Raw genomic sequence first — 12,344 nt, forward strand, 5'->3', positions numbered from 1 at the left:
TTTATCCTGACTCGAGCCAGGATCAGATATAACCCTGAATATCCGTACTTTCGTCAATAGGCTTTGCAGCATCTTTTTTTGGTCTCGGGATTGCTCTTGCAATAGGTCCGAAAACGGACTCATATTCGTTTATATGCTGGGTCAGCCACCTTGAAAGCTCAAGTGCAGCAACAGGAGAGAGTATAATCTCAGCCTCAACACGCCTCTCGATAACCCTTGGTTCTGAGGCATCCCCAAACATTTTAGGAGTGTCGTTGTAAAAACCGATCCTGAAATCGTAGGGGCTGTGCCCTCCTGCTGCTCCGATAGCATATATCTGCCTGAAGTTATCAGGTTTCAAAAATTCTATTGTGATATTTTTTTTAACCTTCTTTGAGGCTTCATTTTCAATATTTTTCTTGTGTTCTACGTCCTCAGTCATGAAATCACCTCTATCTTACTCTCTCAAAATTCTGTTATAATATATCCTGTTGTCGAATTCTGATATATTATATACTGGCTGGATTTTGGGAAAACCTGTCAGCCCTGCGTATAAACAATTCATTTTACATATAAACAGGAGCATCTTAACTCTCTATACAATGCTATCTGCAAAAACGTTTTTGATCTCTTAACCTTGGACTTTCTTTTTAAGCTTTTTTGCTTCTTCTGCCACTCCCTTTTTGGAGTGCACCTTTGCTATAAGTTCCACAGCATCAAGATTACGGACTGCGTTGTCCAGATACCCGAAAACATCGCCCTGGTATGCGGAAATTCCGTATTTTTCTTCAAGTCTCTTTACAATCTGTTCAGGTTCAAGCGCTTCTGTACGCAACTTGATAATTTTTTCCGAGAACTTCTGTTCTGCACAGCCGCAGTAAGGCGAATCTTTGCAGGCACAGGTTAAAAAGTCCGAAGCAAAGCTCAACATTAACTCCCGGATTTTTACATCAAGCTGGGAAAGGGATTCCCCGTCAAAGATTATATCAAGGGTAGCCCCCTGAAAGACCCTTGAAGGCATATTAACATGCAGAGAGCTTCCTATCTGGTTTGCATACTTGAAGTACGCTGCATCGAAAAACTCAAGGTTTGTCACAATCTGAAGGGGTTTGTTCTCTTCAAGCACGGCATCCCGAATCAGGAAGGCTTTCGATACCGAAAGGAAATGAGTCGCAACAATCTTTCCAAAACGCGTAAGCGTTATCCGGTTTCCTTTTCTTTCCAGAAAGCGATAATTCTGGAGGCGCTGGATTAATCTTTCCAGGTCGTAGTTCCCAAACATCATGTTATGGATCTTCCTGAGATCCTGCACCGAAGAAGTGACTGCAACTGATGCAAGCACTTCCTCAAGCTGCTCGGCTTCTCCGTACTGTACCCCTGCTGAGAGCATTTCGCCCTGAAGCAGTTTGATTGCAACCTCTTCTTCGGTATCGGACTGGGAGCCTGAGTAGGACTTTCCGGGCACGGGCATAAGCACGACAATTCCGCGGTCATGATAGTCGGGCCTGCCTGCCCTTCCGCTCATCTGCAGGAAGTCCTGGACTGAAATCCAGTCTACTCCCATTGCCAGAGATTCAAAGATTACCTGGGAAGCCGGAAAATCCACACCTGCCGCAAGGGCAGCTGTAGTCACGACTACCGGAAGCTCTCCTTTTGCAAAGCGAGTCTCAATTTTCTTTCTCTCGTACTGGGAAAGCCCGGCGTGATAGGGAGCTGCCTGAATTGAAAGGGCGGCGGCGAGCTTGTGGCAGTTCCGGCGGGAGTTTGTAAAGACAATTGTCTGCCCCCTATGCTTTTTAGAAGAAAGCATCGAATACTCTTCTTTCGCTAGCTGAGAAATTAGCTTTGCCTTCTCGTTTTCCTGGCAGAATAAGAGATGCCGGTCAATAGGGACAGGTCTGTGCTCGTAACGGACAAGCCTGGCTCCGAGCTTCTTTGCATAGCCCTCAGGATTTGCTACGGTTGCTGAGAGATAGATAAACTGCGCTTCGGGTGCCACATACCTCAGCCTTCCTATAAGCCCGTCCAGCCTGTGCCCCCTTTCCTGATCTTCGAGGGTATGGACTTCGTCCACAATCACAGTTCCGATCTTACCCAGGTAATCGGCATTTCCAGACCTGAGCATATGGTCTATACCCTCGTAAGTCCCCACGATTATATCCGCACTCGGGCTTGTATGCATTTTCACGCGCTGGGAAGTTTTTATGAGATTTGCCCCTATCTTTATTGAAGTGGTGAGCCCAAGTTTCGAATAGCGCTCTCTGAACTGGTCGTATTTCTGGTTTGCAAGTGCCACCAGGGGAACCAGATAAAGCATTTTTCCTTTTTTATCAAGAAGGTTCTGGATTCCTGCCATCTCCCCTATAAGGGTCTTTCCGGTTGCTGTCGCCGAGACTACAAACTGATTTTTCCCTTCTAGAAGCCCGGCTTCAATCGACAAAGCCTGAACAGGCAGTAAGGTTTCGGATCTTTCGAGCAGCATGTCTTTGAATTTCTTTTGAAGGGGCAGGTTCTTTATCCTGACAGTAGCACTCGCAGGGTTTGTCCATATAGTATCGTAACGCGTAAACTCCGGGTCCAGCCTATCAGGGGTAAGCATCCTGATAGTCCTATCCAGGTCCCTGGTCTTCACGAGAACCTGCTCAAGGAAATCTATGGATTTCTCCCCATACTGCACACCAGCCGAACGGACTGCACGCAAAAGTTCTTCTTTTGCACAGTCCAGGCAGATGAGTTCATCGTGGTATTTTATGGATTTACTATTTACAAAGTTGAAACGTTTGTTTATCAGGCAGTGTTTGCAGATTTTAACTCTATCTGCACTGAGTTGAAAACCTTTGAGCATCTCCATAAACGCAGTCTCATTTGCGGGGTCTCCTCCTTCTGCAAGCATTATCCGGTTTGCACTGCGTAAGAGCTCTATAAACTGCTGGTGAGGAATGAATTCTTCTTTTTTACCGGTAAGAAGCCTTATTTTGTGGGGACGTGGTCCTTTGTGACTATCCTTTATATAGAGTTCCGCCGTATAAATCGGCTGTTTCAGCCGATCCTTTATAGCCATAACTCTTATCTTCGATTTTTCAGCGTAGCCTAAGACCCAGAGTATCATTTTTATCCTGATCGATTGAAATTTATTAAATTCTCTCAAAATTTACTATTTACACTTTTAACTTCATTCGGTGCTCAATTTTACTTACTTTTCCTTAGCACACCTTTTTTGTCATTCTTTTATCCTATTTGCACCTCATCTTATAGGGAACTATTATATAAATATTTTATCACTTAATAATTATATAAATAAGATAATCTGCTCTTTCCTGAAGATCACAGTATTGAATAAGCTGCTTGAAGCATTCGAATATGCAATTTTGTGAAATGACACCATGACTCATTTAAGTAATATTTGAAGAAGTTACTTAAGTGAATTGTCTGGAAAATTTCTAAAGACATGCTTAAAGAAAATGTTAGTAAGAGTGCTTATTGTAAAGAAAATTCTGGAAAAATATCTTATCAAGAACCTATTTGTAGAGATTGTATTTATTTGGAGTCTGCTTCCCTGCTGCCTTTTTAAAATAAAACTTATAATATACTTCTTCTGTAATTTCTTTAAATAAGACCTTACAAGCATGCTCTTCTCTCTTCTTTTGCAACTTTTTAACAAAAAGTTATGGTTACAAGCATGCTCCTTCTGTTGCAAATCTGCACATACAGCTTCGGGTTTCTTTGAGATTTTCTATGGTGTCAGAAATTATTTCAAAGATCGAATCCTGGGCTTTTCCCACAACTTCAGTGACTTCATCCGCGGTTAGTTTCTGTGTGGTCAACCCACATGCCTGGTTTGTGACAATGGCGAGAGAAGCATAACAGAGGCTGAGTTCTTTTGCAAGGACTACCTCAGGCACACCCGTCATGCCCACAACATCAGCAAACTGGCTCATCATTCGGATTTCGGCTCGGGTCTCAAAACGCGGACCTTCCGTGCAGGCATAAATTCCTTCAGTATAGGAAAGCCCTTTTTTTTCCAGGGCACACCTGAGAGCAGTCCTGATTTCCGGGCAGTAGGGCTCAGAGAGATCGACATGTACAGTCCTATCATCATAGAAGGTAGAGGGTCTGTTCCGGGTAAAATCTATGAAATCATCAAGCACTACAAAACTGCCCACAGGATGTCCTCGCATTGACCCTACGGAATTTGTAGAGATTATACGCTTTGCCCCTATGGCATGTACTGCCCAGATATTTGCCCTGTAGTTAATTCTATGTGGAGGAATATGGTTTTCTCCTGCATGCCTCGGAATTATTGCAACTCTTTTTCTTCTTATGGTAGTAAAATAAGCGGTAACTTCTCCATATGGAGTGTGTACTGGCTGGCTTTCAAATTCCCTGTATGAATTGAAACCAACACCACCGAACACTGCAATCTCTACATTTTCAGCTGCTTTTTCCATTTTTATCTACCTGATGTTTTTTACCGTTGCTCCATTTTTCTATTCGCCTGACCTATCGGATTCTGGTTACCTGGAAAAATAACCGCAGTCAGGCGAGCTTTTTCTTTCTTCTACCCCTTTCTGGGTTTCCATTTTCGGAAGCCTGGTTGGATACGCTGTACTTTATACCTACAAGAGCAATAAGAATTGCAACTATGACTGAATATACAAAATACTGGAGGGCAAGAGTTGCATTATTAGTAATGCCTTCCGAGAGGGAGGCTGCCGCTAAAATATACGTGCTTGCACCCCAGAAGAGCAGTCCGGTTGCGATTATAAAGAGAGAGATGGAGATATTTTTATAAATTGGCTTTTCCTCCATCCTTAGATCGAAAATTTTTCCAAGATTAGCAAGCAGCAGGGCTCCTGCATACCACCAGACTGAGGCATTTATGAATACCGAGACAAGCGTAAGGGTTCCGTGGTACCACACCCCTTCTGCCGAATAAAGTTCCCATACCTCCATGGCTCCGTATGCAGTTGCTACAAGAATTGTAAGCAGGGCAGCCGTATAGCTTATGAAAACCATCTTCTGTTCCAGAAAAGCGTCCCAGAGCCTTTCTTTCTCAAGGGCGACAAGATCATCCAGCCCAAAGCCCCTGTACAGCATGTAAAGCCCTACAGCTGCAAAAATTCCCACAACTGCACCTTCTGGATACTGGGCAAGCAGAAATATTGCATAAATAAGAAAAGCAAGCCCTAAAGGTACAAAGAAGGTCTGGGAAATCTTTGGGTCGCTGAATGCATGTTTCAAAATATAATAGGTACTTTCCAGATTTTCACTTTGCATTACAACGATTCTTTTTACGGAGTCAATTTTTATACGGGATTGGACAATAGGCACAAGCGTCTCGTCCTCTGCACCGTCTGATACAAAAATCGCTCTCTGCACATCATGCGTATTGAGAAAGGTTTCGAGCTGTTCTGCAATTTTCTGGTCTGAGATTACTCCAACGTTTTTGTCTCCTGCAAAAGAGACTATCTCTGCATCGATTCCTTTTGCCCGCAATTCATCAAGAATCCTGATCCCGCCGAAAATTGTATTGGTATCAGAATCCTCCGGATCTGCGATCCCAAGTGCGGCGGCAGCTTGAATATTTGCTTCCCGTCCTACTATCGGGGTTTCGAGCTTTGCTTTTTCGCCCAGATCGTTATCTCTGTCTATGCATATAACTAAGGTCTGCATACTTCCTCTATAGCCTTTAATGGCTTACTCTATCACAGAGAGCTGATTTTTCCTGAGTACGGCGTCTCAATCCGGTTCTCATATCTTTCCATAAACTCTTTGAATCAGTTAACTAGCCTTACTTTTACAAGCATACTATTTTAATTTATACTTTATAAGCTTGTAGCGTAACATTAATTTACTTTTAAAATTAGTTTTTGGTTGTGGAGGGTTCACAGAATTTTACTGATAATATTTAAACAATTCCAAAACTTTAAATAAAACTTTATGGGGTAATTTTATGATACCGAAAGTTCATAATAAATATCTGAAAAACAGACTTTCTTTTGAGAGAAATCCATTATATTTATTAAATCCATTATATTTATTAAATATATGAAGGGGTCTATATGGTACAAATGGAAAGTGAAAGCAAGGGAATAGAAACCGGAAAAAAGAGTTCCGGGATTCAGGAACGGTTAGGAAAGCTTGGAAACGACATTGATCTTCTTGCAAAGAAGACAGGGGACGAAGCCTCGAAACTTGCAAAGAGTATAAATGCAGAAATAAAATCTCTTTCCGAGGAGATGAAGTCCATTGATGTAAAGGATGAGGTAAAAAGCATCACTGGCAGAGTTGATAAACTCATTGATACAACCGGTGAGAGTGCAAAAAAGCTTGCCTCGGACATCAAGACCGATGTAAAGAAACTGGTGGACAGGTTCGAAAGCTCTATCTCAAAGAAAAAATAAGCACGACGAAGTGACGGATGAGAAGGTAGAAATCTTCCACGGGGAAGATAGAAATCTTCTTTTTAACCTTTTATATAATAATTTTTTACTGTGAGTATTTTCTTTATTACGGTCTCTAAATGTTTGATGGGAAGTCATTTGCCGCTAGAGGTATTAGGGGAGGTTTATTATGTCTGTTTCTTTAAATCCGTACAATTTTACCCAGATCAATCCTGCAAGCTCTCAGCGATCTCTCTCAAGCCATTCGTCTGATCTCTCTTTTTCTCCCGAACCCATAGAAGAAATAAAACTCTTTCTTGACATGGATGGAGTCCTTACGGACTTCACAGGTGCCTGCGAAAAACTGAGTGAGGATATGATGTTCTGGTACAGCAATGATAGAGAATTATTCTGGAAAAAAATTGCATCGGCAGGGATTGAATTCTGGTCAGAGATGCCCTGGATGCCAGGAGGAAGAGAGCTGCATGGGTTTCTTAGAAGTTCGGGCTACTTTCCTACAATCCTTTCTGCGCTCCCAGGACCTGAGAGAAAAAAAGCCTTAACCAATGCGAGAGAAGGAAAAATCAAATGGATCAGGAGAGAACTTGGACCCTCTTATGCAGAAAATGCGATCCTCTGCTACCGCCCGGAAAAAGCCCTGCAGTCAGGGACTGCAAGGGTTCTTATTGATGATAATTCCGAAAACATCCGCGAGTGGGAAGAAGCAGGAGGTATTGGAATTCTGCATAAGAATACCAGCCGAACAATCAGGTGTTTCAGTAAGATTCTTGAGGTTGAGCAAAGGTTCTGATACTAATTTTAAAATAATAAACTTGCTAATCTTAGCTTCTTGGAGGAGGCGTTCGGTCAATTTACACTTCCTGCTTACAGGCTACAATAAGGGCTACAATGTTTTCCCTGTGATTTTTGATATCTTCTCCTTCCGCATTCTTCAACCATTTTTCTCCGCCGTGGATTGCGTGGTCTCCGCAGATAAAGAAAATCGTCCCTTTTTCTGCATTCCGGAAAATCTCGCCCAGGTTTTCATCTACGGCTTTTGCAGCCTTTTTCAGTTCTTCCCAGCTTTCTGCCCTGTGGGAAAAACGATCAAGAGCCCTTAGGTGAACCGCCAGGATATCAGGCTTTTCTTTGAGAGCACGCACAGCATAATTCGTTATCTGAAGGTCATAATCCAGGATATCTTCGGAATCTGGAACTCCATAAAAGTCTCTTATTCTTCCCCTGAAACTTTCTGCACCTTCATACTCGATGACCGCTGACGCTTTCATGCCTGCCCTGTAAGCCCATTCCATGATACTCTTCAGTTTCGGATTTTCCGAGTCTTTTGCTCTTTCGGTATAGATATCTTGAGTCGAGTAGACATTATGCATTTCTGGTGGATATCCTGTAAAGATTGATGCAATAGCAGGGGATGTTGTTGATGCAACGGATTTGCACCTGAACAGGATTCCTTTTTCGGCAAGCTCACTCAGTTTTATCATTAATTTAGAAAGGTGCTTGTAAAGGGAATACCCAAGACTATCAACCACAATAATTACTGCCGCTCGCTTGCAGCCTCTTTCCTGCGCGTAGGTTTCTACTGCTCGAATTGGTCTGCCTGCAGGCGGAACCATAGGAATTTTGAGCAGTGTCGCGATCGTAGGGGCAATATCAATTATGCTGCATTCTAAAATTTCCATGTGCTCTCCAATACATTATCTAGTAAGCCGGTTTATATCTATTTTCCTGTACTGCCGGTTTTAAATTCAGATCTACATAACATAGACCTTTTTAAAGCCCTGAGGCTATTGCTGCAGGTCTATTTTGGTTCCGCCGCCTCTAGGATGGACAAATGAAAGTACAGCTGAATTTTCATGAAAGCCAGCAGTACCTGTGATAGTTTATATATTATCACGTAGACTACATATGTAGTGTAAATACTACATATTGTGTGGCAACAGGCGTTTGCAGCTATTGTAGTAATTCATAGTTGATTACATGCGTGGACGAAAACAAAAACAGGCGTAAAGGTGCATAAAATGAAAAAGGCAATAATAGCAATTCTGCTGGGAATACTGCTTGTAGGAGCCTCCGGAGCAGCAGTCGTCAGTGCAGTTACTTCGGATAATGCAGGGACAAATTACGGATCTGTACCACACAGGTGGGCTGCAAGATGCATGGGCTTGGGTCCGTGTGCAGGAAATTTCTCCAGCTGCCCATATCTCAACTCAGATAAGCCGGTTGAAGTTGAGGTCGAGACTTCAGATGAAGCCCGCGAGATTGCAAGGAAAGAAATCGATAGCAAGATCTCTAAAGATGACATTTCTCAGATGCGCCGCTGGTGGATTGTTACCTATCAGGACGAGGATGGGGTTTACAATCAGGCAAGAATTGATGCTATCAGCGGTGAAGTATTTACTGACTACCCGATTTGCGCAGGAGCACAGGCAGGCGAAAGGCACTGCAGGGGACAGGGTTACTGCAGAGGAGATAGTTATTGAGAATATTATCGAGTGCTCAAGCTAACTCTTAATAATTATCTTCTTTATTCCATCAGATTAGGTTTTAAAGTTACAGCTTAAGCATTCATTTTATCAACCTTTTATCAGTTATTTCTATTGAGTTTTTATCGCTACCTTTCTACCAGATATTCCTTATATTTTGCTTAGCAATATCTAAAGAAAAACTCGATGAGATAAGAAAAGTAAATAATATCAAGAAAACCTGTTTTTTCGAGGTGGGAAGCTTGAATGGTATGGGATACGGCATGATGGGCTCGTTCTGGGGTTTTCTCCTGAACCTTCTACTTATCTTGCTTATAGCAGGTGCAGTGGTAGTGCTGCTAAACAGGTCCGGGTATGCAGCTCCAAGGGATAATGAGCGAATAATTAAAATGGAAAGAGATATCGAAGAAATCAAAAAAACAGTGGAAGAAATAAAATCCAAACTGGAAGAAATCTAAAGTTTAGTCGGAGTGCTAGAATTTTATACAACTGCGGCAGGTTCAGGGAATCTTCCAGGTCAGGTGACACCAGAAATACGTGAGGATATTCAGGATGGAAAAATCACTTGAAAAGATAGTGGAGATCGGCGAAGCCCTCTCTCATCCCATAAGGTTGAAACTGCTCTACCTGCTGGCTGAGAGGGAGAGGTATGTCTACGAACTCGCCAAAGACCTGAACCTCTCAAGGCAGGTAGTAAACCTGCATTTGAAACGCCTGGAAAAAGCCGGATTTGTTGAAAGCGACCTCAGACTTGATGATGACGATATGCGGGCAAAGAAGTTTTTTAGATTAAAAGAGTTTGAAGTTTCCCTGTCTATTGAGGATATAAAGCGAATTTTCGAATAAGGATGGTGTTTTACAGGGTTCAATATATTCTCCCAATTATTCGATTTTTCTTTTCCACTCCCTGAGCAAATATACAAATCTCCCTCCGTAATCTCAGGGTCGTGATTATTCTCAACAGGAATATATCCCGGCTCACCGTAATACTGTTTGGGGATTGGTATGGTTAGTACAATTAACAAAAGCCCTGAGAAGCTGCAGGCATAGCTCCACAGCCAACGATAAGAATTGGTATGGTTAGTACAATTAACAAAAGCCCTGAGTTTTCAGAAAGCATTCTCAAAGAAATATTTGGCTTGTATCAGGACATAAGGGAGCTGTCTGATGATGAGATTCTCAACTGTTCTTCGGACAGGGTTGAGAGATTGTTCCTGAAACTAGATGTTTTAATTACCCGTGATCTGTACAGCGATAAAGATTTTGACCTTTTGAATAAACCAGAAATGGAACCGGTTTTTGCTCACATGAATCGATTCCGAAATTTATATACTGTAAGGCTTGAGACCAGATACTCAAACGAGATCCTTGCAAGCCAGTCGCCGTGGAAGGTGCTTGAAAAGTATCTCTTTTACAGGAATTACCTCAGGCTGGTCCAGATAGAATATGAAGGTTTCAAATTAAAACCCGAGGACAGGATCTTTTTTCTCGGGAGCGGGCCCCTTCCCCTGACCCTTATCGTTTTCCTCAGGTGCCACGGGATAAAGGGCACAGGGATAGAGCAGGATCCTGCAAGTGCACAACTCTCAATAAAAGTACTTGATAAGCTCGGGCTTTCGGAAGACATCACCATAATTAATGGGAATCATCTTTCCATCAGCCGTGCTGATTTCATAGATTCTGGCACCCATTCAAAGGCTCTTATTATAGCTGCCCAGGCTGAGCCCAAAAAAGAAATTCTCGATCACCTGCTAAAGGTAATACCTGAAGGCTTCAGGCTATCTTACAGAATCTATGAGAAAGGCTTAATGAAACTGTTAAACCTGGATTCTTCGCTTGATTTGCCTGAAGGTTATAGAGAGTATAAGAGAATCCAGCCTGTCCCTCCTGCATATAATACCGTCGTATTTCTGCAGAGAACAGAATTTCTGAAGAAAAATGAGTAAATGCTCCGAAAACTGGAGCATTATGAGATTCATTTCCAACTGAACCTTAGTAGAATTCTTTTTGGTTCTCTTGTAAGCTCAGCTGCTTTCAGTATATAGGTGCACTATCTCCTGGCGGTACCTGTGTATTATTTGCTTTGGATACCTGGGGACAGACATTGACTATAGAAGATTTGAAATCCGTACAGTTTTCATTGCTTACGGTCAGGTTAACTCTATAGCTCCCAGGTCTCGCGTATACATGTAGAGGGTTCCGCTCACTTGAATTTGTCCCATCTCCAAAAGTCCAGTACCATTTAGTCGCACCTTTTGACATGTCCGTAAATTTCACCGCATAAATGGGCTTGCTGCTGAAGTTTGCAGTAGGACATTTTGGTACTTCAGGACAGGTAGGACATGGACACGTGGGACATGGCGGTTTTGGTACCGGAATAGCACACACACAATGTCCGGTTGGAACAGGAAGGCTTCTTGCAGGCGTTGTTGCTATAACGTTGTTGTTTATCGTGTTAATTACCGTGATAGTATTGCTGTTAAGGTTTGTCACATGTGCTTCGTTTCCTATTACTGCAATACTGGCAGGATATTCTCCAACGTTAATTGTGCCTATAATATTGTTGTTTATTGTGTTAATTACAGTAACAGAATTACTGTTGGCGTTACAAACAAATGCTTTTGTTCCTGCAACTGCAATTCCGGTAGGATATTCTCCAACATTAATTGTGCCTATAACGTTGTTGTTTATCGTGTTAATTACAGTTACAGTGTTGCTGTTAGCATTGGTCACATATGCATTTGTTCCTGCAACCGCAATTCCAGCAGGATTCTTCCCAACATTAATTGTGCCTATAACATTGTTGTTTATCGTATTAATCACAGTGACAGTATTGCTGTTGATATTGACCACATATGCATTTGTTCCTGCGACTGCAATTCCAGAAGGATGCTCTCCAACATTAATTGTGCCTATAACATTGTTATTTATCGTGTTAATTACAGTTACAGTGTTGCTGTTAGCATTGGTCACATACGCATTTGTTCCTGCAAATGCAATTCCAGCAGGATAATCTCCAACATTGATTGTGGCTTCAACACTGTTGTTTACTGTGTTAATTACAGAGACAGTGTTGTTGTTAAGGTTAGTCACATACGCCTTTGTTCCATCTGGACTAACTGCAACTCCTCCAGTATCGGGACCAACACTCAAATTGGTTGTAGTATTTGTTTCTTCGTTAATTACACTGATAGTACCATTAGTTTCGATTACCGGTGATATAATCTCTGGTATCGATAAATTCTCTGGTACGGTTATATTCTCATCTGGTACTGTTATGCTATCCCCTGATACTGTTACATTCACTGCCGGCTCTGTTATATTCACTTCTGGTTCTGTCACATTCACTTCAGGTTCGGTTATATTCACTTCAGGTTCTGTTACATTCACCTCTAGCTCTGTTATATTCACTTCTGGTTCTGTCACATTCACTTCAGGTTCTGTTGGCTCTGTGACATTTATCTCTGGCTCTGTTATA

Annotated in this window: 12 protein-coding genes; 6 read left to right on the forward strand and 6 right to left on the reverse strand. The window is 42.1% G+C overall.

The features are described 5' to 3' along the window. Window positions 1–22: 22 nt before the first annotated feature. The 4 genes from MSTHT_RS01335 to MSTHT_RS01350 form a co-directional block, all read right to left on the reverse strand. Window positions 23–421: a DUF3467 domain-containing protein gene (locus tag MSTHT_RS01335; RefSeq protein ID WP_048166242.1), complete on the reverse strand. Its 399-nt coding sequence runs from the start codon at window positions 419–421 to the stop codon at window positions 23–25. A gap of 189 nt (window positions 422–610) precedes the next feature. Next, the gene (locus MSTHT_RS01340; RefSeq protein WP_048166243.1) at window positions 611–3,088 is read right to left on the reverse strand and encodes a DUF5814 domain-containing protein; all 2,478 of its coding nucleotides are present in this window, start codon (window positions 3,086–3,088) and stop codon (window positions 611–613) included. A 562-nt stretch (window positions 3,089–3,650) separates the two neighbouring features. Further along, window positions 3,651–4,427: an S-methyl-5'-thioadenosine phosphorylase gene (gene mtnP, locus MSTHT_RS01345; protein WP_048166244.1), complete on the reverse strand. Its 777-nt coding sequence runs from the start codon at window positions 4,425–4,427 to the stop codon at window positions 3,651–3,653. Window positions 4,428–4,515: 88 nt separating this feature from the next. Then, complete coding sequence (locus MSTHT_RS01350) at window positions 4,516–5,652, reverse strand: DUF373 family protein (protein ID WP_048166245.1); 1,137 nt, start codon at window positions 5,650–5,652, stop codon at window positions 4,516–4,518. A gap of 389 nt (window positions 5,653–6,041) precedes the next feature. Here MSTHT_RS01350 and MSTHT_RS01355 point away from each other — a divergent pair, with 389 nt between their 5' ends. Together MSTHT_RS01355 and MSTHT_RS01360 are read left to right on the forward strand one after the other, a co-directional pair. Continuing rightward, window positions 6,042–6,383: a hypothetical protein gene (locus MSTHT_RS01355; protein ID WP_048166246.1), complete on the forward strand. Its 342-nt coding sequence runs from the start codon at window positions 6,042–6,044 to the stop codon at window positions 6,381–6,383. Between the two features lie 169 nt (window positions 6,384–6,552). Then, complete coding sequence (locus MSTHT_RS01360; protein WP_048166247.1) at window positions 6,553–7,173, forward strand: HAD family hydrolase; 621 nt, start codon at window positions 6,553–6,555, stop codon at window positions 7,171–7,173. Window positions 7,174–7,234: 61 nt separating this feature from the next. Here the strand turns inward: MSTHT_RS01360 and MSTHT_RS01365 are convergent, their stop codons facing one another. Next, the gene (locus tag MSTHT_RS01365) at window positions 7,235–8,062 is read right to left on the reverse strand and encodes an alkaline phosphatase family protein (protein ID WP_048166248.1); all 828 of its coding nucleotides are present in this window, start codon (window positions 8,060–8,062) and stop codon (window positions 7,235–7,237) included. Between the two features lie 339 nt (window positions 8,063–8,401). Between MSTHT_RS01365 and MSTHT_RS01370 the strand changes: the two genes are divergently transcribed. From MSTHT_RS01370 to MSTHT_RS01385, 4 genes are all read left to right on the forward strand, one after another. Next, window positions 8,402–8,863: a PepSY domain-containing protein gene (locus MSTHT_RS01370; protein ID WP_048166249.1), complete on the forward strand. Its 462-nt coding sequence runs from the start codon at window positions 8,402–8,404 to the stop codon at window positions 8,861–8,863. Window positions 8,864–9,099: 236 nt separating this feature from the next. After that, window positions 9,100–9,324 (forward strand): hypothetical protein, encoded by a 225-nt coding sequence (locus tag MSTHT_RS01375; RefSeq protein WP_374756216.1) that lies wholly within the window; start codon window positions 9,100–9,102, stop codon window positions 9,322–9,324. A gap of 94 nt (window positions 9,325–9,418) precedes the next feature. Then, window positions 9,419–9,712, forward strand: coding sequence for an ArsR/SmtB family transcription factor (locus MSTHT_RS01380; RefSeq protein ID WP_048166251.1), 294 nt, complete (start codon window positions 9,419–9,421; stop codon window positions 9,710–9,712). Window positions 9,713–9,942: 230 nt separating this feature from the next. Beyond that, complete coding sequence (locus MSTHT_RS01385) at window positions 9,943–10,812, forward strand: nicotianamine synthase family protein (RefSeq protein WP_048166252.1); 870 nt, start codon at window positions 9,943–9,945, stop codon at window positions 10,810–10,812. Between the two features lie 88 nt (window positions 10,813–10,900). On the opposite strand, the gene MSTHT_RS01390 is transcribed toward MSTHT_RS01385, so the two are convergent. Beyond that, complete coding sequence (locus tag MSTHT_RS01390; RefSeq protein WP_231588134.1) at window positions 10,901–12,292, reverse strand: PKD domain-containing protein; 1,392 nt, start codon at window positions 12,290–12,292, stop codon at window positions 10,901–10,903. Window positions 12,293–12,344 lie beyond the last annotated feature (52 nt).

The sequence above is a fragment of the Methanosarcina thermophila TM-1 genome (assembly GCF_000969885.1).
Taxonomy (GTDB): Archaea; Halobacteriota; Methanosarcinia; order Methanosarcinales; family Methanosarcinaceae; genus Methanosarcina; species Methanosarcina thermophila.

Excerpts from the sequence above, each read along its gene's own strand:
- MSTHT_RS01370 (WP_048166249.1), top strand. The coding sequence starts at position 8,402 with ATGAAAAAGGCAATAATAGCAATTCTGCTGGGAATACTGCTTGTAGGA.
- MSTHT_RS01340 (WP_048166243.1), bottom strand. The coding sequence starts at position 3,088 with ATGATACTCTGGGTCTTAGGCTACGCTGAAAAATCGAAGATAAGAGTT.
- MSTHT_RS01355 (WP_048166246.1), top strand. The coding sequence starts at position 6,042 with ATGGTACAAATGGAAAGTGAAAGCAAGGGAATAGAAACCGGAAAAAAG.
- MSTHT_RS01335 (WP_048166242.1), bottom strand. The coding sequence starts at position 421 with ATGACTGAGGACGTAGAACACAAGAAAAATATTGAAAATGAAGCCTCA.
- MSTHT_RS01360 (WP_048166247.1), top strand. The coding sequence starts at position 6,553 with ATGTCTGTTTCTTTAAATCCGTACAATTTTACCCAGATCAATCCTGCA.
- MSTHT_RS01350 (WP_048166245.1), bottom strand. The coding sequence starts at position 5,652 with ATGCAGACCTTAGTTATATGCATAGACAGAGATAACGATCTGGGCGAA.
- MSTHT_RS01365 (WP_048166248.1), bottom strand. The coding sequence starts at position 8,062 with ATGGAAATTTTAGAATGCAGCATAATTGATATTGCCCCTACGATCGCG.
- MSTHT_RS01380 (WP_048166251.1), top strand. The coding sequence starts at position 9,419 with ATGGAAAAATCACTTGAAAAGATAGTGGAGATCGGCGAAGCCCTCTCT.
- mtnP (WP_048166244.1), bottom strand. The coding sequence starts at position 4,427 with ATGGAAAAAGCAGCTGAAAATGTAGAGATTGCAGTGTTCGGTGGTGTT.
- MSTHT_RS01385 (WP_048166252.1), top strand. The coding sequence starts at position 9,943 with ATGGTTAGTACAATTAACAAAAGCCCTGAGTTTTCAGAAAGCATTCTC.